Here is a 23,051-nt window from a genome sequence, read left to right on the forward strand (position 1 = left end):
CAAATAAAACAAGCGATGATAGATTATAAGGGATTAATAGAAAGATTTAAATCATGAGACCAAAAATGTATTTGCTTCCGACAGTATTCTTGCTCAGCTTGTTGACAAGTTGCAAGAATAGCGACGAGCGTTCGACAGTGGTAGATAAGCCCATAACAATACAACCTGTGGACAGTTCTACGGCTTGTATTTCGGGGCAGGAGGCTGGCCCATATCAACGATTCTATAGGCCTCAGCAGGGGTTTGTGGGCGATCCCATGCCTTATTACAATGCCAGCGATAAAAAGTTCTACTTGTTTTATCTCTATGAGAACGCCAACAGGCACCCGATTTATAGCACGCGAACAAGTGACTTTGGAACATTTGAGGGCTATACCGAAGTATTGTCGTCGGGCGCTGTGGGGAGTCAGGATGAATGGATCGGAACAGGAAGTTTTATCAAAAAAGGAACAGTGTATTACTGTTTCTATACAGGTCATAACAGTGTTTTTACTCCAGCAGAAAAGATCATGTTGGCTACCTCCACTGATTTAATGAATTGGACCAAGCAACCAGCTATGGCACTGCAGGCTGCGGTGGGCTATGATCGAAATAATTTTCGGGATCCGCACGTTTATTGGGATGAAGGCCGTAATGCCTACGTGATGCTAGTCACGACGCGAAAAGACGGAAAAGGAATCCTTGCACGTTATCAGTCAACCGATTTAAGCAGTTGGTCGATGATTGAACCGCTCGTTGCGACGACAGGGACAGTGGAAAAATATGGCATCGAAACAGATGCTGAACTATTGGAATGCCCGGATCTATTTAAAATGGGCAATAAGTGGTATCTGTTGTTTTCGCGGATCAACCGGGATGAACATCGCAAGACATTTTATCGTATTGCGGATTCTCCGGATGGTCCCTGGATGATCTGTCGGGATGCCGAAGGACATCATGAAACCTTTGATGGACTTTATCTCTATGCTGGCAAGACGGCTAGCGATGGTACAACACGTTATCTTTCGGGTTGGTGTTCAACGGGACAAACCGTCAATAATAACAACGAACTGCCCTGGGCTGGAAATCTAATTTCCCATCAGTTGGTTCAGGGAACGTCAGGACAGTTGTATCCTAAAATTCCGGAGGCCCTAAACAGCAAATTCAATAAAGAAGTCGCCTTTGAAAAACTGAGCAGCGTTGGTCAAGTTTCTGAGTCGAATAAAACCTATCGTTTGTCAGCTCAATCAGGGGGAAGAAGCTATGCGCTGTTTAACCGAAATACGTCGACCGTAAAAATGACAATGACTATTGATGCTTCGCAATCCAATCAATTTGGTTTTTCATTTGGAGCATGTGATGATCCGACCGAAGTGTATAGCATTGCTTTTGACCTGACTTCATCCAATCGTTGGAATATGCCGGCCCTGCTTATGAATAAGGAGGCTCGAAATGGTGGCGGAAGTAAAACAGCACTCAATTTTACACCACTCACCGTACCGACCAATCGGATTTTTAATCTGAAAATTAGTATTGAAAAGTCTATCTGTGTCGTGTATGTGAATGATCGTGTTGCTTTTACCAACCGGATCTATAAAATGGATCAAAATCCATGGACTATTTTTGTGGATCAGGGAACTGTTACAGTGAATGGGTTGAAAGTTGAAAAATCTTCCTGATAATTTATAAGATATTTGCTTATTGAAGCGAACAATAATCGGATTATAAACGTAAACAAAAGAAAAATGATAAGATTAAAAAAATACGGACTTACGATGTTCTTGCTAAGTATTGTCGGTACAAGTCTGGCCCAGATGGGACAGCAAAAACAACGGGATGCTGAAGAAAAATATCGCCCACTTTACCATTTTACTCCACAGCAGGGCTGGATGAACGACCCCAATGGGCTGGTCTATTTGAACGGTAATTATCATCTTTTTTTTCAGCATAATCCCGAAAAGCCCGTTTGGGGACCAATGCATTGGGGCCATGCGATCAGTAAAGATTTGATCCATTGGGACGAGCAGAAGATCGCATTGTACCCCGACAGTTTGGGAACTATTTTCTCAGGTAGCGCTGTGATCGATAAAGACAACACCGCAGGGTTTGGGAAAGATGCTATGGTCGCCATTTTTACCCATCACAATCATCAGGAAGAGGATCGGAAAACGGGATTGCATCAAAATCAAAGTTTGGCTTATAGTTTAGATAAGGGTCTTACCTGGACAAAATATAAAGGCAATCCAGTATTACCAAACCCTGGCATATGGGATTTCAGGGATCCAAAGGTGATGTGGCATGCGCATAGCCAACGTTGGATTATGACCTTAGCTACAAAAGATTGTATTACTTTCTATTCTTCCAAAGATTTGAAAACATGGCAGAAGGAAAGTGAGTTTGGTAAAGAGGTGGGAGCCCATGGAGGCGTCTGGGAATGCCCCGATCTTATTCCCATGGACTACAAAGGAGTTACAAAGTGGGTCTTGTTGGTCAGTATCAATCCAGGTGGGCCCAACGGTGGTTCCGTAACACAATATTTTGTGGGTGACTTTGATGGACATCAGTTCCACACAGAAGATACCAAAATAAAGTGGCTGGATTGGGGACCCGATAATTATGCCGGTGTAACTTGGAGTAACCTGGGGGATAGGCACCTGATGATTGGCTGGATGAGCAACTGGCAATATGCCAATGTGGTTCCTACCACAAAATGGCGCTCCTCCTCAACCATACCACGTGTTTTATCGTTGGATAAAATTGGACAGTCGTTCTACGTTGCAAGTACTGCGCCCAAAGAAATTGAAACTGCATTTCGACCGCTTAAAAAGTACCATGGCGGCGGAACGAAGGAAGTTTCGTTCGAGCAACATCTCCCGCAAGCGTACCGTTTGGACCTCAAAGATTTGAAGCAACAGTCTTTCAAAGTGATCTTATCAAATGAATCTGGTGACGAATTGGTTATTGGTTATCGTGAAGATCAAAATGCCTATTATATTGATCGTTCTAAGTCCGGGGAAGTGTCGTTTAACGAGGAATTCCCAAAGATAGCTTCAGCACAACGCCTGCTGAATAACGGAAAACTCTCTTTCAGCTTGTATGTTGATGTGAGCTCTGTGGAGCTTTTTGCAGATGGGGGACTAACGGTAATGACCAGTTTATTTTTTCCGAACAGACCGATAACCAAGGTGCGTATCGTGGGGAATAAAAAGCTGGAGTTTCAAGAGCTCGGTATTGCTGGATTTAAGAAATAGAACCCCAATTTACACGATTAAAGCGATCCTCGTTTTCACGAAGGATCGCTTTATGGTTTATACTATTCTATATTATTGGCCTGATTCAAGTATACCGGCATTAATGTCGGGAAAGTCCAGGCAAAATGATTCTTTTTGTAGATAATTGGACGGTAAATCGAGAGATACGAATCATATTCAGCCGTCTGATAAATATCCTTCATGGCTTCAAGTAGGTTGGAAGGCCAGACGCCTACCGTCATGTTGTGAATGTCTACGTCAGGATTTTTAAACCAGGGCCATGCTGTAGGATGTTGATTGTAATAATATAAGTAATCTAGGGCCTTTTTGATCGATTTCCCATCCTTCGTGGCTGCAAACAGGTTCTCGCCCGTCACCTGACGTATACACCACATGGAGGCTGTTAATGGGGCCAACGAGAAATAGGTGTACCATAAACCTTTTTCTCCTCGTTTTACTTCCTCAATGAGGTGACCATCCGCTGCGATTTTTTCAAAAAGATCGCCTTTAATCAATGATATGGTGAAGGCGAGCTCTTTTGGGTCATCAAGAAAATTGGCCGAAAGCAAATTTGCAAACCTTGCCCAATCAGCAATATTATTTGGCCTTTCACGTAAGAAATGTGTCGCTTTTTGATAGACGCTGATCGTCCAGCTTTTAAAGTGATTAAGATCGTTTTCTGCCCAGAGCGGATCGTTTTTGAGCAGCTCTGCTGCAATCATTAATCCGGCACCAGCATAAGAAAGTACAACTGGTCCGTCAAACTGGGAATATTTTTTATTGATGGTGGCCCAAGCATTCATGAAGTAAAGGGCTTTTTGGGCATATTTCTGCTCCCCGTTCAACGTATAGGCGAGGGCCGTACAATAGGCGGCAAAAGCGTCTGTGTGGAGTTTTTTTGCCATGGCACGTTGGCCTTCTTTATCGCTATAAAAGCCAGGGACGCTAAAATCTTCGACAGCATGATGATTGGTCAATAAAAGAGAATCGGCCAGCGTAATCAATTGCTTGTACGCCGTATATACCGGTTCGGATTTTTTGCTGATCTGCGATTTTACAAACTTAATCTGTGCATTCGGGTGCATAAGAGATTGGGCATGGCAGGGAGAAGAAGCCGTAAAAAAATAGATCAGAATCAAGGTTGACCCTATTTTAATACATTGAGCTGTCGAACGGCTGAGCTTCCGAAAATAATATCTAAAATTTTGCATGTTTTAAATGGATACGTTTATCAATTGATTGCGCAGCTATGGGGGGATTAGCTCCTGCAAATTAAAAAAAAAATACAATAAGTTTACTGGGCTTCAGAAATTTGATTTGAATTATTGCAGCGAAGTAATTAACTTCATGCCTAGAATAATCAATTATGGACATCGATCAAAATCTGCCTGAGAAGGAACTCTTGTGCCAACTTCACTATGGAGATATCCAGGCCTTTGATATTTTGTACCATCGCTATAGCCAGATTATTTACGCCAATATTCTTAGGTTTTTGAAAGATGAAACTATCGCTGAAGATTTACTTCAGGATGTTTTTCTACGTATTTGGGAAAATAGAACAAAAATAAATCCTGAACAATCTTTCGCCGCATTTCTGTTTACCTGTTCACGTAATATTACGTTTAATTTCAAACGAAGGTTGAAATTGGAAATGGAATCCGAGATCCAGCTCGCCTATGGGGTAGTGGAATCCGAGAATACTATTGATAAAGTGCTGGATTCAAAGGAAGCCTTGGTCCTGGTCGAGGAATTACTGAGCAAATTGCCCAAACAACGCCAAAAAATATTTAGGCTGTCCAAGCTGGAGGGTAAAAGTTATCAAGAGATCGCCGAAGAAATGGGGATTTCCATTGCGACAGTTCGCGACCATATTGTCAAAGCAAATAAGTTTATCCGAAGTGGCGCATTGCAGGATAGTGGATTTTCATCATTGTTATTGGCATTGCTTCTCTATTCGGCTAAATAAAAAAATTTTTTCTAGAGCAGACCTTTATTTCATGCTGTGTGTATTTACTTTAAAATACAGCTCAGTGGAGACCAATAAATCTAAAATAGACCAATTACTTCAAAAATATCAAGAAGGGAACTGTTCGCTTGAGGAGATCGAATGGCTACAGCAAGCGCTTTCTACTACTGACACCAGTGAGCAGGATGCGATCGATCAGGCGCTAGTCGCTAGTTTACTACGGCCTTCGTCTGTTGGTAAAATGGAGGAATCGAGATTGAAAATAATACTCGAAACCATCAAAAAACAAATCCAGCAAGGAAAAGAAGATAACGATAACTTATTGGAAAAAGGAGGGGAAGATCGTATGCCGATCCAGAAGAAAACTATTATCTCCATACGATGGCCCTATTGGGCTGCAGCGGCCTGTCTATTGCTCTTTGTTTTTTCAGTAATATTTTGGCAACAGCAGACGAGTCATACCCTGGCGGACAGGAATCTCGCTGGACTGGAAGATACAAAGGATGATGCTGTACAGCCTGGCGGAAACAGTGCCACTCTTCGCTTGGCAGATGGTACAGTTTTGGAACTCGATAAGCAGGCTTCGGGGATTGTCATGGGGGAAAATATCACCTACGAAAATGGGCAATCTATCGCCGATGCCTTAAGTAAACAAGGCCAGCAAATGGATCCAAGCAAGGCGATGTTGGAGTTGACCACACCGCTGGGGGGGATGTATCAAATTACTTTACCTGATGGAACAAAAGTATGGCTTAATGCGGCCTCTTCGCTAAAATATCCGATGGCCTTTGCCAAAAATGAACGAAAAGTTATCCTGTTGGGAGAGGCCTTTTTCGAGGTGACCAAAGATAGCTCGAGACCTTTCAAAATACACAGTAAAGGGCAGGAAATTGAGGTGCTTGGGACAACATTCAATGTGAATGCTTATCCGGAAAATACGGCTATTAAGACAACTTTAATCACAGGGAAGGTCAAATTATCAAACGATAATCGCGCTTCACAGGCAATATACCTTCAACCCGGTCAGCAATCGACTAATACTAATAATGGAAATATACAAGTTGCAAATGTAGATACAGCGCCGTTCACTGCCTGGAAAGATGGCTTGTTTTATTTTGACGAAACACCGGTGTCGGATGCATTGCAGCAGATTGGTCGCTGGTATAATGTAGAAGTGAGGTACAAGGGCGAAGTGCCACAAACGCATTTCTATGGTCGTATCAAACGAAACAAGTCACTCCGTGACGTACTCGATGTATTGGAAGAAGGTGGGTTGCATTTTGAGTTGAGTAAAGGTCAGGAAAAAAATATCTTATTGGTGACACCATTGCAATAAAACCTTAAATATTGATGAAAAAAGAAATGACTATAGACTCTTCTTGAGCTGGAGAAAGGTATAAGCAACACAAAAAGGGCAGTGCTGGGGGGCACTGCCTTAAATTGGATGCATATACTTACAAGTGTTGCCCAAAGGCAAATTTTTGATAACCATTTATAAATAACATACAAACCGTACAAACATATGATTTTTTATCCATTTGTTAGGCTACACCCGTGGAGTTTAACTTTACGAAGTATACTGATTATGAAATTAATCGTACTCATTTCTTTACTGACTGCAATGCAGCTGTTTGCAGAAGGAAATGCGCAAACCATAAACTTAACCGCTAAGCACGTCACCTTAAATCAGGTGATGCGCGATCTCCAAAAGCAGAGTGGCGTCAATTTTTTCTTAAATGGCAAGTCGCTGGCACAGACTCGCTTGTCAGTCAATATACAGCATGCCAAATTGGAAGATGCATTAAATGCTATCGTAGCACCTCTGGATCTGGAATGGATCAAAAAAGATGAGGTGATCGTGATAAAACCCAAAAGAAATCCATTAATTCCCGAACACAAAGAAGTCCTGCAGCGGGGCATTGCCGGTAAAGTCGTTAATGGCAAAGGACAGGCCCTGGTAGGAACGACCGTTACCGTGAAAGGAACCAATATCTCCACGGTGACAGATCAAGATGGGAAATTTACCATCCAGTTACCAACTACCAATGCAACCTTGGTAGTTTCAAACGTCGGTTACCAAGGTCTAGAAAAGAGTGTCACCGGCAATGAAGAATTGAGTATTGTGCTTCAAGAGCTTGTCAGTGGTCTAGACGAGGTGGTTGTTGTCGGGTACGGAAGTCAGAAACGCGCAAATGTGATTGGTGCTGTATCGACCGTGAACGGAAGTTCGGTGGAAAACAGATCAACGGCTACACTTAGCTCTTCTCTGGCCGGACTCGCGGCGGGGGTTAACGTACAGACCACAACCGGAAAACCGGGGGCAGATGGCGCTAATATCCTGATCCGAGGAAAGGGAACTTTAAACAATACCTCACCCTTGGTGGTGATCGATGGTATTGTCGGATCCATGGATGCTGTCAATCCCAATGATGTAGAATCGATTTCCATTTTGAAAGATGCGGCAACAGCGGCAATTTATGGATCATTGGGTTCAAATGGAGTTATTTTAATTACGACAAAAAAAGGATCAAAGGGAAAAAATAATGTATCCTATTCGGGAATGGTTTCGATGCTACGGCCCAATAATGTACCCGAATTTATTACCGACTACGCGCAGCATATGCGCCTTGTGAATGAAGGGTTCAAGAATCTGGGGCAGGCGGCCGTATATACGGATGCAACAATCAATCTCTGGGAAGAAGCGAAGAAAAATCCGAATGGATTGACCGAATTTGGGATTCCCAATGAAGTTGCGTATCCCAATACCAATTGGGGAGATGTGCTTTTTGGACAACGCAAACTCTTACAAAATCACAATCTATCCTTAAATGGTGGGAGTGAGAACACGCAATACCTCTTTTCAGTAGGTTATTTCAACAACCCGGGGACCATGCCCGAAACTGGAGCCGACAAGATACGCATGCGTATTAATCTACAATCGAAAGTTGCCAAGTTTTTAACGGTGGGTACCCAGACCTTTGGCGATATGCAGAATTTGAGTGTGGCCGATGTAGTAACTGCATATTCTTACCTGACACAGACTGTGCCCGGAGTTTATCCTTATTACAATGGCGCTTATGGTTTTCCGGCTGCCGCCGAAGAATCGGCAACCGCAAACAATGCCCTAGCTTTTCTAAATGGAATGGGAGGGAAGAACCAGGTCAACCGATTCAACACCACAATATTTGCAAAGTTAAATTTAATGAAGGGGTTGGAGTTTGAATCTAAGGTAAATTACAATTATGCGTATACCGAAACCAACTCCCATCAGGTGCCTTATGAAAAATGGAATTTTGCAACCAACAAATTGAGTACAGCTGCGCTTTCGTCGGGACAAATTACAACCCAATATGGCCTTACCAAGAGCTACAATGTGATTATTGATAATGTATTACGTTATTCAGGATCTTTTGGTAAACACGACGTTGGCGGTATCTTGGGCTATAACGAACAGTATTTTAACCAATATAATATAGGGGCGGCTAAACTGGGACTTGTACACCCCGACTTGACGACATTTAATTCGGCAACAACAATGAGTTCTATCACAGGTGATGAGCTCGACTACGGTTTACGTTCCTTTTTTGGTCGCGCCAATTATGCTTACGATAATAAATACCTGGCCGAAGCGGTGTTACGGTACGATGGATCATCACGCTTTGGAACCGCCAAGCGCTGGGGCTTCTTTCCGGCCTTCTCCGCAGGATGGCGTATTTCGGAGGAATCGTTTATGCGTCCACTTAAGTCTTTTCTGAATGATTTGCGGATAAGGGCCTCCTGGGGGAAAACCGGAAATAATGCATCCCCGGGTAATTATGATCATCTGCCCTCGTACGGTACTGTAAACTATTCATTCAATAACCAGGCTGTTCGTGGTTTGGCGCAGACTAAATTAGGAAATGACCTGTTGCATTGGGAAACCACCACTACGACAAATGTAGGCTTTACAGCGACAGCATGGAGAAATAAATTGACCGTCGAATTTGATGCCTATCGCGCTTACACGGATGGAATTCTATACGTCCCGACTATTCCGGCGACCACAGGTACCGCTACAGCAGCGACGATGAACATTGCCGAAGTGAGCAAACGAGGGATTGAATTGACGCTGGGATACCAAGATAAAATCAACGATTTTAAATATGGCGTATCAGCCAACTTCGCCTATAATACCAATCGTGTCGAAAAATATAAAGGCGCATTGTCGGAGGGGTATGTCACTGATGCCGCCGGTAATCGGGTTTACCAGTCCAATATCGGTATGGTTTCTAATGGAGTAAACCAACGGATTCTGGAAGGCCACGAAATCAATGAATTCTATTTATACAACGTATACCGTGGCTCAGGAAGCCACTTCTTAGCGGATGGCTCCGTTGATAAAAATGGTGGACCTCGCGACGGAATGATCCGGACAGAACAGGATATGGAATGGTTGAAGGCTATGGTCGCTGCAGGCTATTCATTTCAGCCCGCCGACGGGATAGATCCTACCAAGATCTGGTATGGCGACTTGATTTATTCGGATATGAACGGTGACGGTGTTTATGGAAATGTCTATGACCAAAAGTTTATGCGCAAAAGGGCAACACCAGCATTCAATTATGGTCTTAGTATCAACATGGCCTATAAAGGATTTGATGCGTCCATGATCTGGTCCGCTTCTTCAGGTATGTCGTATTATTGGAATGAACTTTATCTCAATTCCTCTATCGTCGCACAGGGGAAATCAGTCCCGGCATTGGTCGCTAACAACCATTATTATTATAATGCCGCGAATCCTTCGGATCCCAACAATCGGATAGATGGCTATTATCCACGCTTAAAAGGGGTGACCGATGCACAGAATGGACGTACCAGCGATTATTACTTATATAATGCGTCTTTTGTGAAGCTGAGAAATCTTCAGTTAGGCTACACCCTTCCTGAAAGCATAGCAAAACGTTTCTCAATCGCTAAACTTCGGATTTATTTAGCTGGTGAAAACCTGTTGACATGGACCAAGTTCCCTGGACTGGATCCGGAAATTGGACCTGCGAGCAATGATCCTTCGCTGATCAACTCGTCTGTCGTCAACTACCCAACGATGCGTCAATATTCATTGGGTTTGAATCTAACCTTTTAATCTAAATGAACACCATGAAAAAGATGAAAAAATTTCTAGCGATTGTATTGCTAACAGGTATAGTAGGGTGCAAAAAAGATCTTTTGGATACCTCTCCATATTCATCGGTTTCCACGGCAACGATGTGGACAACCGACAATTTAACAGATTTGGGCGTTGCGGGAATCTATAGTTCGTTTAGGCTCCTGATGGGGCATAGTGGACTGATCTCACCCTATGAACTGTATCAGTTTGATCGGTTTTCCTATACGGGGCAGGCACGTTTTGATGAACCCTTATTGACGGGAACCATTACCGCGGGAGACCCCTTATTTTTGAACGTTTGGAAAATTCAATATGAAGGTATTCAGCGTGCAAACGACGCCTTAAAGAATATTCCCATAAAATCGCCTTCTACAGCAGAAAAGAAAGCAAAATATATTGCGGAAGCTAAATTTCTGCGCGCTTATTTTTACTTTCGACTTAACCAACTCTACAAAGGAGTACCCATTTATCTCGAGCCCTTTACAGCGGCGGAGGCCATTAAAGGACGTAGTTCGGAAGAGGAGGTTTGGAATCAAATATTGGCTGACCTGAACGATTGTATTGCTGAAAGCAATTTCCCCGATCGTTATCCCGCGGGTAATGCAAATTATGGACATGCAACTAAAGCGGCAGCCTATGCCTTACGGGGTAAAGTTTATCTTTATCGAAAGGATTGGACAAAAGCAGCGGCTGATTTTCAAAAAGTAAAAGATGCTGGCCACACCCTGTTCGGCGATTATAAAGCTTTGTTTAAGGAGGCCAATGAGCAGTGTCCTGAGATGATTTTTTCCATTCAGCATCGCAGTGAACAGGGATATGGGAATAATATGCAGCTATTTTGCGGTTGGCCCTCGGTCTATTCGCGAGGCTGGAATTACTATATGCCTTCACCACACTTAGTTGATCTATACGAAAATAACGATGGCTCTAAGTTTGAATGGGATAAAATTATTCCAGGATACAGCAGTTTAACCGAAAATGAAAGGGAGGTCTTTTTTCTACGTAACAACTTGACAGATGCGGAGAAGGCAGCTGCGGTATTAAGAGGTGCAAAAATGAGTCTTTATCTGCCCCAAGGCAATGAGGAGCGCATCAAAAAGGCCTATGAAAATCGCGATCCCCGTTTGCAGGCCAATGTCGTGACGCCTTATTCGACTTTTAGGGGTGCCTATAATTTTACGAATGTTGAAAGTCTTCAATTTATGCGCTGGCCATTTCGTGGGCAGGCACAGGTAGACGGCGATATTCAGAGTGATACGCAGATCAATTTCTTCTATTTCTATCGAAAATTTGTTGCTGAAGGAGTCAATGAGCTCGTGGATCGTAATTATGGACCTATCGATTTTCCGATTTTTCGCTATGCTGATGTTTTATTGATGTGGGCCGAGGCCTTGAATGAAGATGGTAAATTGAATGAAGCTATAGCAAAAGTTAACGAAGTTCGCCAGCGTGCGGGGCTGGCACTTTTAAATTCCAATGCTGTAACAGCTGTTGGCGGAAAAGATGATTTACGTACACGTATTCGCAACGAACGCCGTGTGGAGTTCCCGAATGAAGGGATCAATTACTTTGACGAATTGCGTTGGGGGACCTGGAAAGAGACAGTGTTTCAAGCAGGCAATGGACGTAAGCAGGTCTGGGGGACAAATGTTGGGAATTATAGCTACAAAGGCGATTTCTTGACCGTATGGCCTATTCCGACCTCAGAAATACAGATGAACGTGAACCTGGTGCAAAACCCGGGTTGGATTGATTAGTTTTTGTGGGTATAAAATGAACCTAAACATGATTTTTTTTAGATATAGCTTATACTTTATTTATTTTTTGACCTTTTTTTATCCTTTTCTCCTACGTGCGGATACAAGCGATATCGTAAAAAAGGGATTTGATTTGGCCGAACGACAGTATGCATTGCTGTATCAAGATCATAAAGATCTGAGTAAGTATCCACGATCGGCAGATCATAATGGAAAAACAACGTTTACTGATATCCGGGATTGGACTGGTGGCTTTTGGCCGGGCTGTCTTTGGTATGTTTTTGAGTATACAGGCGATGATCAATGGCGGGACGCTGCATTAAAATGGACGAATTCATTACGTCAAAATCAATTTAATACGCATCACCACGATATTGGTTTCGTAATGAACTGCAGTTATGGCAATGCCTATCGGTTGACGGGTGACACCACCTTCAAATCGATCTTGATCCAGAGTGCCAAATCTTTATTGACACGTTTCAATCCAAAGGTTGGAGCGATCAAGTCTTGGAATACATTTTCTTCTTGGGACAGTAAGCATAATTATGAATTCCCAGTCATTATCGACAACATGATGAATTTGGAACTTCTTTTTTTGGCTTCCAAATTATCTGGCGATTCTGTTTATCGGAATGCCGCTATTCGACATGCAGAAACGACGTTGAAAAATCAATACCGACCGGATTACAGTTCTTACCATGTGGTTACCTATGATCCCAATACGGGTGCTGTATTGAGCAGGGAGACTGCTCAGGGCTTTTCGGACAATTCCGCCTGGGCGAGAGGGCAAGCTTGGGGATTGTATGGATTTGTTGTGTTGTACCGTGAAACGAAGGATCCTAAGTTTTTACAGGCTGCTCTAAAAATGGCAGACTTTTATGCACGGCACCCGCGCTTGCCTGATGATGGAGTTCCCTTGTGGGACTTTGATGTCGATCAAGCGGGGTTTATTCCAAACTGGGACTATCGAAAAGAAGATTTTGGCACTACCCCGCGGGATGCATCCGCTGCTGCTGTCACTGCATCGGCACTTTTGGAATTGGTTGAATATATGGAGCCGGGACAACAGCAGGATTATTTGGATCTGGCTGAAAAGATTTTGCGATCATTGGGCTCGCCAAAGTACGCTAGTGAAGTTGGAGGAAATGGTCTGTTTATCTTAAAACACAGTGTAGGTAGTATTCCACATAAAGGAGAGATTGATGTGCCTTTGGTGTATGCAGACTATTATTATTTAGAAGCCTTGACGCGATGGAACAAGCGAAGACATCGACTTGCACAGCTAATGAAGGAATGGCAGGAGATGAATAAACAGAAAGCACGGGCACTCCAAGACTTTCAGCAACAAAAGTTTGGTCTATTTATCCATTGGGGACTGTATGCGATCCCAGCAGGTATATGGAACGGTCAGAGAATAGAAGATTTAGGGAGTCCTAGTGTCGCCGAATGGATTCAATTGGTCGCAAAAATTCCACGGTCAACCTATGCCAAATTAGCAAACCAATTTTCGCCTCAATCTTTTGATGCCGATAACATTGTTAAAATGGCCAAGGATGCCGGGATGAAATATCTTGTTGTGACAAGTAAACATCACGATGGATTTGCGCTATATGGTTCAAAGGTCAGTTCATTCAATAGCATACAGGCTACGCCCTTTAAACGCGATATCATTCAGGAACTTTATGATGCCTGTCTTCGGCATAAACTCGATTTTGGTGTCTATTATTCACAGAATATCGATTGGAGGGATGGTAGCGACGCGCAATATAAGGTAACGAAGGCACAGCATGATCTTGCCCATACCAAAACCGATGCTTTTGGTGCCAATCTTTGGGATCCCAGTAAAAATTCCTTTGCTTCGTATCTCAACGAAAAAGCAATTCCTCAGGTAAAGGAAATTTTGACGCGGTTCAAACAGCTGAAATATATCTGGTTTGATATGCCGGGACTGATGACTGGAGAACAAAGCTTTCGGTTCTATAAAACCGTTTATGATTGCAATCCACATGTTATTGTCTCCGAACGGATTGGCAATGGCATGGGCGATTATGCCATTCCAGGAGATAATCGGATTCCAGATCCTTCGGAACATTTTAACCAACCTTGGGAAGCCATCGGGACATTCAATCATTCCTGGGGCTATAAATCCTACGATCATGATTGGAAAAATGTAGACGAATTGCGCTATTGGCTTTTGGAAATTGTCAGTAAAGGTGGTAACTATATGCTCAATATTGGACCCGATGCGCAGGGGAATGTCCCTGCGCCGGTAAAGAAAAATCTTGCTATATTAGGGAAATGGTTGCGACTCAATGGTGAAGCGATTTATGGAACATCCCCATGGACCACTGCACATGAGGGGCCTACAGCAATTCGGATAACGGATACCGAACAACGGGAGAGAGAAGGATTTAAGGCATCTTTTACCGCTTCGGATTTTTGGTTTACCCAAAAGAATGATTTTGTATATGCAATGGCTCTTGTAGTACCTAAGGGTGGAATCGTCAATGTAAAGTCCCTGAACCAAAGTAAGGCTAAAGTGAAATCAGTGGAAATCTTAGGGTTTGGTCAGATCGATTTCCAGCAGGATAACCATGGATTGCAATTGAAATTACCCAAGAATATAGAAAACAACAGCTTGGGCTATGCGCTAAAAATAAAACTAGGCTAATTCGAATATTGACTGTATCAATTATAACGATGTTGAATCAATTATTAACTACAAAAAAAATGCGTGTTTTGTCGCTGCTCTTCTGCTTAAGTTTATGGTTTATCCAAGCTGTTGGGCAAAAACAGGTTAACCAGTTTGCCTGGAACGAAGGACAGAAAATTCTTTTTCTGGGAAATAGCATTACCTATGCCGGGCAATATGTCGCCATGACCGAAAGTTTGTTCCTTAGCAGTCATCCGAAAAAGAAACCCCAGTTTATTAACTCAGGGCTACCAAGTGAGACCGTATCTGGACTTAGTGAGCCGAATCACGCCGATGGAAAGTTTCCGCGACCTTGTCTATTTGACCGTTTGGATAATGTACTCGATAAAATCAATCCTGAGGTTGTCTTCGTCTGTTATGGCATGAATGACGGTATTTACCTACCATTTGATTCGGCTCGTTTTGAAGCCTATAAAAACGGAATTATACACCTGCAAAAACGACTTGCAGATCAAGGTGTCAAACGTATCATATGGATGACTCCACCGGTGCATGATGATCCACAGCTTCGGCTCAATGGGTACAATAAAGTATTGGATCGTTATGCCGAATGGTTGATCGATTATGGCCGAAAACAATCATGGGAAATCATTGACCTCCATTTTCCCATGCGGCGATATTTGGAGACTGGCATCAAGAAAGATCCTCAGTTTAGGCTAGCAGCAGATGGTGTTCATCCTGGCGAGTTGGGCCATTGGCTCATAGCAAGGGAAATTGTTAAACACCTGATGCTTAATTTCCCGATCGAAAGCACATGGGATGATAATTTGCGCGATAAACCAAAACTTCGCCAGTTATATACCCTTGTTTTGAAAAGACAGACGATCATGAAAGACACATGGTTGACTTTTACAGGCCATAAACGACCCGGACTATCAAAAGGAATTCCATTAGAGGATGCGCGAAAGACTTATGATACCATGCAGGAGGAAATAAACCACTTGGGTTTCTGATGACCCCTGTTTAATGATTATAATCCATGAACTTTTATGTATAAAACTATATTACGATGAAAATCAATTTTTTAAAGTGGAAGTGTGCAGCAGCAGTGGGAATGTTGCTATGTATGACCGATGTTGCTAATTCACAGACCAAATCATTACCCTATGAAGGCGTAGCTGGCTGGCAGGAGACACAAGATAAACGCATGGAATGGTTTAAAGAAGCTCGTTTTGGGCTATTTATCCATTGGGGATTGTATAGTGCAGCGGGAGGTTCTTTTGAAGGAAAAAAATACCCACAGCATTATGCTGAATGGATACAAACTTGGGGGAAAATTCCCAGTAAGCAGTATGCTGAAGTGCTGAAACCAAAATTTACATTGCGTTCTTTCGATCCAAAATCCTGGGCTCACCTTGCAAAAAAAACGGGAATGAAGTATATGGTGCTGACCTCCCGACACCACGAAGGCTTTAGCTTATTCAATAGCCAACAGCCTTACGCGGTTAAAAACGATGTAACAGGTACGGCAAATTTATCGCCAAAAGGGAGAGATCTTTACCGCGAAATTATGGAAGCTTTCCGCCAGGAGGGAATGAAAGTTGGCGCCTATTATTCGCTGCTGGATTGGCAGCATCCCGATTCCTATGAGGCTTTTCAGTTAAACCCAAATGTAGATAATCATCAACCTGATCATGAACGGTATAAGGCCTATCTCTACGGCCAAATTAAGGAACTTGCCCAAAATTACGGGCGATTGGATATGCTGTGGCCCGATTTCAGTAGCAAACAGCACGAAGGTGAAGCCTGGGGAACCAAACATATTTTAACAGACCTGATCAAATGGCAACCCAACATTATTATCAATAATCGATTTTGGAATGGACTCGAAAATAAAAACGGTGATATTGGAACGCCTGAAAAATATATTCCACCAACAGGCTTGCCTGGTATGTATTGGGAGGTAAGCCATACCATGAATGAAAGTTATGGTTATAGCGCCCATGATCAAAATTGGAAAAGCTTCCCCAAGATCATGCAATTATTTGTGGAAACAGTAAGTAAGGGCGGCAATTTCCTGTTAAATGTCGGACCCGATGGTGATGGCGGCATTCCCGAACCTGCGGTGCGTATTATGGAGCAGATCGGGGACTGGATGAAGATCAATAGCGAAGCTATTTACGGGACTACGGCGAGCCCTTTCCAAGCGTTGGATTGGGGTTATTGTACGCAAAAAAATGGGAAACTCTATCTGCATGTTTTTGACCGTCCAGCCGATGGGAAAATAAATCTGCCAATCAAAAATAAAGTGACGGCTGTCTATGCCCTGGCTTCACCGAAAATGAAGTTAAAATCTACGCTGGAAAATGGTAGACCAGCAATTCCTGTTGATGTCTTCGACAGCAATAAAGGGCCTAAGGTTATCGTGGTGGAGATCCAGGGAAAACCAATTGTTGAGGAAAGCCTAACACAAACACAGGCGGATGGTCGCATCGTGATGAACGCAAATAATGCAAAACTGCAGGAAGGAAAGGGACTGAAAATTATTGGCGCACATACCCATGATCCAAATCGCCCGAATGCCATAGGTCAATGGAAGGATCTTGCCGATCAAGTAATTTGGGATATTAAAATTCAGAAACCGGGTAAATACCGAGTACTCATCAATTATCTACCTAATCCTAAACATCAGGGCAAAATTTTGCTAACCGCTCTTGGACAAAAGATTCCTTTCGCCTTTATAAATGAAAATGGAACTGCATTTAAGGAAGCGGTCATGGGAACAATAGAAGTATCACAGCAAGTGATCGGAGAGCCAAGTACAAAAGTGCTGCTGCAGGCTACGGCAATTGATGGCGATGCATTACCTGAGATTGCGTCAATTACACTGGTTCCGGTTCAAGAATAAACTATTTTTGAGAAAGCCTAGACAAATCATCCATACATAAACCATTTTGCCGCCGAGGACCGAATAAGTGTCTATAAAGACGAGCAGAAAAATAAACTATCAGTAAAAAATGAAAAGAAGAGAATTTATAGCCAAGGGGATTGTATCCTCTTTGGCTTTCACAATTGTCCCGCGCGTTGTGTTAGGCGGAAATGGATTTCTTGCACCAAGTGATCGTATCAATCTTGGATTTATCGGTGTCGGAAAACAATCCTATACTTTGATGAACGGTCTCAATCGCTGCAAGGAAATCGCAAGTCTGGCGGCCTGCGATGTGGACCGTAAGAAGTTGGCCGCATTTATTGCTGCGACAGCGAAAAAGCAAACGGAATTGTCAAAAGCACAGACTGAGATCAAGGCCTACCACCATTATCGCGAACTATTGGATCGGAAAGATATTGATGCTGTTGTTATTGCAACACCAGATCACTGGCATGCGCAGGTTGCTGTTGATGCAGCTAAAGCCGGCAAAGATATTTATTGTGAGAAACCCCTGGCGCTTACCATTGCCGAGGGGAGAGCAATGGTTGATGCAACCCGCAAGTATAAACGTGTCTTTCAGACGGGTAGCATGCAGCGTTCTTCCTATAATTTTAGACAAGCCGCAGAACTGGTTCTCAATGGCTATATCGGCAAAATAAAAGAAATTAATGTGTCTGTGGGCGAACCGGTCAAACAATGCGACCTACCAGCTATGCCAGCACCGGATTATCTGGATTGGGATATGTGGGTAGGACCTTCACCTTACCGCGGTTATAACCCGATTTTAAGCCCACCGCTTGAGGATGATAAATGGGCTTGGTGGCGTGGTTACCGTGATTTCGGCGGTGGTTATATTACCGATTGGGGAGCACATATGTTTGATATTGTGCAATGGGCATTGGGCATGGACGAATCTGGCCCGGTGCAATTCAATCCACCTAAAGCAGCAAATAGCAATAGCGGGCTTTCCTTTAACTATGCCAATGGAGTTCGGGTAAACCATGTGCAATGGGGCGTACATAACGCGATTCAATTTATTGGTGAAAAAGGTAAGATTGAAGTAAGCCGCGAATTTATCCGTTCGAATCCCGAGAATTTGGCCAATCTTAAATTGAGCTCCACAGATCGTCGCCTGTATTACAGTGATAACCACTATCAGGATTGGGTAGACGCGATCAAAAAAAGAAGTAAGCCGATCTGTGATGTTGAAATAGGCCATCGGACGAGCTCTGTTTGCAATGCCATCAACATAGCGTATGAACTTCAAAAGGATTTAAAATGGAATCCACAAAAGGAACAGTTCGACAATGATTATGCTAACCTCATGTGTAGCCGCCCTTATCGCGGAGAATGGGATTTTAGAAAGTTCTAATCAAGAAAATGGTCGACTAATGATAAAAACAGGCTTAGCATATTTGCTAAGCCTGTTTTGTTTATAGATCAATATTTCTACAACAATGTAGACTTGTATTTAAAATAAAGAGGACAAAAAGAAAATTTGCTATTCTGGATAGATAATTGCTTTATTTGTATCCAACAATTATTACATTCGAACAGCAAAGGGAATCTTGATATGTCGCAATTAACAATAGTAGATCTGGCCAAAAAACTCGGCTTGTCAAAATCGACCGTTTCCCGTGCATTTCGGGATAACGAGGATATTAATCCGGCGACAAAAGCCCGTATTTTGGCCATGGCCGAAGAAATCGGTTTTTCGCCGAATGTCTATGCGAGTAGTCTGAAAGCGAATAAAAGTCTGACCATTGCGATTATTATTCCCGAATTTGGTAATAAATTTTTCTCGCAGGCCATCAAGGGAATTGAGGCAGTGGCACGCTCTAAGGGCTATCATACCTTGATTTACGTGACGGATCATCAGGTACAAAATGAAGCTTCCATCGTGCGCTCGCTGGCTAATGGACGAGTGGATGGCGTGATCATTTCGGCTTCGGGTGAGGGAAAAGACCATTCGCATTTGCAGCTGTTGGCGGAAAGGGGAATACCGGTCATGTTCTTTGACCGTGCATACGACGATTGGAAGGGGGGATATATTACGGGGAATGACTTTGATTCGGCTTACCAGGCTACGAAGCACTTGATTGATAATGCCTGTCAACGGATTGCTTATCTCGCCATCAATCCTCATGTTTCGATTGGTAAGGTGCGTAAAGACGGGTATGAAAAAGCTTTGCGGGAGGCGGGAATACCGATTAGGCCCGAGCTTATTTTGGATACCGTCAATGATGCCGATCAGAATATGAAAGATATCGCCAGCTTGATCGAAAAGGAAAACCCCGATGCCATTTTTGCTTCAGTAGAACGTCTCGCTATTTCGAGTATACGGGTCGCCAAGCAGCTCGCAATTCGTATTCCTGAAGACCTCAAGATCATTTGTTTTTCTTGTTTGGATATCGCCGATCTGATCGACCCAGCACTGAGCGTAGTGAAACAACCTGCCTACGAAATGGGCCAATTGGTAACAAAATACCTGTTAGATAAAATGGATGATCCAACAAATGATAAGTTTGCTAATTCGGTTTACCTTGATTCCCAGCTTATTTTTCAAAAATCTAGCCTCAAATAAGAAAAAAAATATTTGTTTTTTGTAATCCCATTATTTAGCTTTGATTACTTTCGGGAACATTCCCGAAAGTGTTTAAATAATCAATTTGTATAAAATATTGGATAGGGAAATCCAGCAAATCGCAACAGGCGATTTCTTTTTACCTTGATTTCGGGAACGTTCCCAATATCAGATTCCAAGTAAAGCTAATTATCGATGGGGAAGCATATCTCTCGTTTAATAGGGTATCTCTGGGTGATTGTCCTATTATCATCATGTGCAAATAAGAAAGATATCGTGGATGTCGAGCAACCACCTGTTATTGAACAGCAGGGGACTGGTTTGGTGAATCTTTCTGCTCCATTTATCTTTTGGGATAAGGAAATCACCTTGCAATTTGATCTTTCGAAAGGAAATGCAGCGTTAAAAGGTAGCACCGCCGACCTGTATCTACACGCGGGGTTGATTCCTGTCCATGGGGGGAGCTGGCAGCATGTAGCGACAGACTGGTCAAAGAATGACAACGCTTATAAACTTAAATTTGTTTCTGCTGGTTTATATACATTTACATTTACGCCTTCCACATTCTTTAATCTGTCAAATGCTTTGGAATTTGGTCAGTTGGCACTTTTAGTGCGCAATGGTGATGGATCGCTCGTCCAACGAAATAAAAATAATTCAGATTTATTTTTGCCTTTCGTGGCGAGTAACATGCAAGCGATTCGTTTTGTGTCGCCTACGCTGCAACCCACAGATCCAATGACCACAGAGCAAATGTACACCGTTGGCGATAACCTGAAGCTACAATTACAAGCAACGCAGTCCGGAAAAATCAGTGTCTGGGACAATGGTATATTGCTGGCTGAATCTTCTGCTGCACTGTCTTTAGAAAAATCTGTTAGTCTACAAAGCAATGGCCTGCATGAGCTCGAAGCCCGCTTGGAAGCTGATGGCAAGGTATATTCCAGTAAAGTGGAGCTATTTGTAGAATCAAAACCTACCATTGCTGCCCTCCCGATAGGTATCAATCCAAACGGAACAACCATAAACAGGGAAAAAGGGGAGGTCAGTTTTGCGCTCACAGCACCACTGAAAAAAAGTGTATATCTGTTAGGTGGTTTTAACAACTATAAAGCATTACCAGCCTATGCGATGAGCCAGACTCCAGATGGCAAAACCTGGTGGGTAACGGTATCGAATCTGGATTTCTCCAAAAAACAGACTTATCAGTTTTTGGTGGATGGCCAATTGGCTATCGCTGACCCCTATGCTGAACTGATTCTTGATCCGCAGAATGATGCTGCACTTGGGCTTACAGCAGCGGCTGTACCCGCTTATCCCGCAGCTGCGCATGGTATTGTCGGCGTATTGGATCTTTCCACAAAGGCTTATACCTGGAAAACAACTGCTTTTAATAGACCTGCTCAAGGTGATTTGGTGATCTATGAACTGTTGGTCCGCGATTTTGTCAGACAGCATCAATATACTACACTCAAGGATTCTTTGTCTTATTTAAAAAGGCTGGGTGTAAATGCCGTTGAGCTAATGCCTGTACAGGAATCGGAAGGGAATTCGACTTGGGGATACAATCCTTCATTCCACCGGGCATTGGATAAATATTACGGCTTGAAAAATGACCTGAAAGCTTATGTCGATGCCTGTCACGAAAATGGTATTGCCGTGATTTTGGACGTTGTTTTTAATCACGCATTTGGTCAGTCACCGCTTGTACAGCTTTATATGGAGCAGGGCAACGTCGCTGGCAATAGTCCTTGGTTCAATACGGTTGCCAAGCATCCGTTTAATGTTGGATTCGACTTTAACCACGAAAGTAGTTATACACAGACTTTTGTTAAAGATGTCTTGACCTATTGGATGCAGGAATACAAGATCGATGGCTTCCGCTTTGACTTGTCTAAAGGTTTTACCCAGAAAAATTCAGGCACTTCAGAAAGTGATTTAAGCGCTTGGAATGCCTATGATGCTTCCCGTGTGGCGATCTTAAAGCAATACCAGCAGCATATTCGGAGTATAGATCCTTCTTGTTATATCATTCTCGAGCATCTTGGCGGTGATCAGGAAGAAATGGAGCTGGCGCAATCGGGTATGTTGCTCTGGAATAATATGAATCATGTCTTCAACGAAGCGGCGATGGGATGGAATGCCAATAATGGCTCGGATCTCGGTCGGTTGTTTGCCTCAAATCATGGGATGGTGCAACCTTCTTTTGTGTCCTATATGGAAAGTCACGACGAACAGAGACTCTTGTTCAAGTGCCTCAATTATGGAAATTCATCCGGTAACTATAATATCAAGAATCTCGGTACAGCATTAAAACGCTTGGAACAAGCGGCGGTATTTTTATTGGCTTCGCCTGGACCTAAGATGATCTGGCAGTTTGGTGAATATGGCTATGATGTGTCTATCGATGAAAATGGACGGACAGGTGAAAAACCAATATTATGGAGTTATCTGCAGCAAGATGATCGTAAAAATCTCTTTGAGACCTATGCGAAACTCACCCGTTTCAAAACCAAAAATAGCATTTTCCAAAACGGGACAATTGTTACATCGGCTATGAAAGATGCCGTTAAATATTTCGTGCTGGAAAAGGATGGACAACAAGTAGGGGTACTTGGCAATTTTGGGGTAGAAAGTGTGGAATTTACATTGCCACAAGCACTGCAGGGACAGTGGGTGGACAATTTTACGGGAAAAGAGCTCAACTGGCCCAGTCAGTCAAAATTGAGCCTTTTGCCTGGACAATACCAATTGATAAGCAAAACAAAACTAAATAAATAAACAGT

At 42.9% G+C, this 23,051-nt stretch carries 13 protein-coding genes; 12 read left to right on the top strand and 1 reads right to left on the bottom strand.

Going from position 1 to position 23,051, the window contains the following annotated elements; all coding sequences use genetic code 11:
* Positions 1–53 precede the first annotated feature (53 nt).
* Positions 54–1,658, top strand: a complete 1,605-nt coding sequence (locus B3P16_RS02645) for a glycoside hydrolase family 32 protein (protein ID WP_286841276.1) — start codon at positions 54–56, stop codon at positions 1,656–1,658.
* 66 nt (positions 1,659–1,724) lie between these two features.
* Positions 1,725–3,230: a glycoside hydrolase family 32 protein gene (locus tag B3P16_RS02650; RefSeq protein ID WP_286841277.1), complete on the top strand. Its 1,506-nt coding sequence runs from the start codon at positions 1,725–1,727 to the stop codon at positions 3,228–3,230.
* 62 nt (positions 3,231–3,292) lie between these two features.
* Here the strand turns inward: B3P16_RS02650 and B3P16_RS02655 are convergent, their stop codons facing one another.
* Entirely contained in the window at positions 3,293–4,441 is a 1,149-nt protein-coding gene (locus B3P16_RS02655; protein WP_286752936.1) for an alginate lyase family protein, read from the bottom strand.
* 155 nt (positions 4,442–4,596) lie between these two features.
* On the opposite strand from B3P16_RS02655, the gene B3P16_RS02660 reads away from it, so the two are divergent.
* The 10 genes from B3P16_RS02660 (at position 4,597) to B3P16_RS02705 (ending at position 23,046) form a co-directional block, all read left to right on the top strand.
* On the top strand, positions 4,597–5,196 hold the full coding sequence (locus tag B3P16_RS02660) for an RNA polymerase sigma-70 factor (RefSeq protein ID WP_053003692.1): 600 nt from the start codon (positions 4,597–4,599) through the stop codon (positions 5,194–5,196).
* 64 nt (positions 5,197–5,260) lie between these two features.
* The gene (locus B3P16_RS02665) at positions 5,261–6,532 is read left to right on the top strand and encodes a FecR family protein (protein WP_286841279.1); all 1,272 of its coding nucleotides are present in this window, start codon (positions 5,261–5,263) and stop codon (positions 6,530–6,532) included.
* Between the two features lie 249 nt (positions 6,533–6,781).
* Positions 6,782–10,318 carry a SusC/RagA family TonB-linked outer membrane protein gene (locus tag B3P16_RS02670; protein ID WP_286841281.1) on the top strand — a complete coding sequence of 1,179 codons (3,537 nt, stop codon included), beginning with the start codon at positions 6,782–6,784 and terminating at the stop codon, positions 10,316–10,318.
* A 23-nt stretch (positions 10,319–10,341) separates the two neighbouring features.
* Complete coding sequence (locus B3P16_RS02675) at positions 10,342–12,099, top strand: RagB/SusD family nutrient uptake outer membrane protein (protein ID WP_115049467.1); 1,758 nt, start codon at positions 10,342–10,344, stop codon at positions 12,097–12,099.
* Positions 12,100–12,127: 28 nt separating this feature from the next.
* Positions 12,128–14,770, top strand: a complete 2,643-nt coding sequence (locus tag B3P16_RS02680; RefSeq protein WP_286841283.1) for an alpha-L-fucosidase — start codon at positions 12,128–12,130, stop codon at positions 14,768–14,770.
* A gap of 29 nt (positions 14,771–14,799) precedes the next feature.
* Positions 14,800–15,765: an SGNH/GDSL hydrolase family protein gene (locus B3P16_RS02685; RefSeq protein WP_286841285.1), complete on the top strand. Its 966-nt coding sequence runs from the start codon at positions 14,800–14,802 to the stop codon at positions 15,763–15,765.
* 56 nt (positions 15,766–15,821) lie between these two features.
* On the top strand, positions 15,822–17,660 hold the full coding sequence (locus B3P16_RS02690; RefSeq protein WP_286841287.1) for an alpha-L-fucosidase: 1,839 nt from the start codon (positions 15,822–15,824) through the stop codon (positions 17,658–17,660).
* A 109-nt stretch (positions 17,661–17,769) separates the two neighbouring features.
* Positions 17,770–19,053 (top strand): Gfo/Idh/MocA family protein, encoded by a 1,284-nt coding sequence (locus tag B3P16_RS02695; RefSeq protein WP_286841289.1) that lies wholly within the window; start codon positions 17,770–17,772, stop codon positions 19,051–19,053.
* A gap of 201 nt (positions 19,054–19,254) precedes the next feature.
* The gene (locus B3P16_RS02700; RefSeq protein WP_286841291.1) at positions 19,255–20,265 is read left to right on the top strand and encodes a LacI family DNA-binding transcriptional regulator; all 1,011 of its coding nucleotides are present in this window, start codon (positions 19,255–19,257) and stop codon (positions 20,263–20,265) included.
* A gap of 195 nt (positions 20,266–20,460) precedes the next feature.
* The gene (locus B3P16_RS02705) at positions 20,461–23,046 is read left to right on the top strand and encodes an alpha-amylase family glycosyl hydrolase (protein ID WP_286841293.1); all 2,586 of its coding nucleotides are present in this window, start codon (positions 20,461–20,463) and stop codon (positions 23,044–23,046) included.
* Positions 23,047–23,051: the final 5 nt, after the last annotated feature.

This window comes from Sphingobacterium sp. UBA7631 (assembly GCF_002483935.1).
In the GTDB taxonomy this organism is placed as follows: domain Bacteria; phylum Bacteroidota; class Bacteroidia; order Sphingobacteriales; family Sphingobacteriaceae; genus Sphingobacterium; species Sphingobacterium multivorum.

Bases quoted from the DNA above. Each gene is read 5' to 3' on its own strand.
- B3P16_RS02685 (WP_286841285.1), top strand. From the start codon at position 14,800: ATGTTGAATCAATTATTAACTACAAAAAAAATGCGTGTTTTGTCGCTG.
- B3P16_RS02680 (WP_286841283.1), top strand. From the start codon at position 12,128: ATGATTTTTTTTAGATATAGCTTATACTTTATTTATTTTTTGACCTTT.
- B3P16_RS02675 (WP_115049467.1), top strand. From the start codon at position 10,342: ATGAAAAAATTTCTAGCGATTGTATTGCTAACAGGTATAGTAGGGTGC.
- B3P16_RS02690 (WP_286841287.1), top strand. From the start codon at position 15,822: ATGAAAATCAATTTTTTAAAGTGGAAGTGTGCAGCAGCAGTGGGAATG.
- B3P16_RS02645 (WP_286841276.1), top strand. From the start codon at position 54: ATGAGACCAAAAATGTATTTGCTTCCGACAGTATTCTTGCTCAGCTTG.
- B3P16_RS02695 (WP_286841289.1), top strand. From the start codon at position 17,770: ATGAAAAGAAGAGAATTTATAGCCAAGGGGATTGTATCCTCTTTGGCT.
- B3P16_RS02650 (WP_286841277.1), top strand. From the start codon at position 1,725: ATGATAAGATTAAAAAAATACGGACTTACGATGTTCTTGCTAAGTATT.
- B3P16_RS02700 (WP_286841291.1), top strand. From the start codon at position 19,255: ATGTCGCAATTAACAATAGTAGATCTGGCCAAAAAACTCGGCTTGTCA.
- B3P16_RS02670 (WP_286841281.1), top strand. From the start codon at position 6,782: ATGAAATTAATCGTACTCATTTCTTTACTGACTGCAATGCAGCTGTTT.
- B3P16_RS02660 (WP_053003692.1), top strand. From the start codon at position 4,597: ATGGACATCGATCAAAATCTGCCTGAGAAGGAACTCTTGTGCCAACTT.
- B3P16_RS02655 (WP_286752936.1), bottom strand. From the start codon at position 4,441: ATGCAAAATTTTAGATATTATTTTCGGAAGCTCAGCCGTTCGACAGCT.
- B3P16_RS02705 (WP_286841293.1), top strand. From the start codon at position 20,461: ATGGGGAAGCATATCTCTCGTTTAATAGGGTATCTCTGGGTGATTGTC.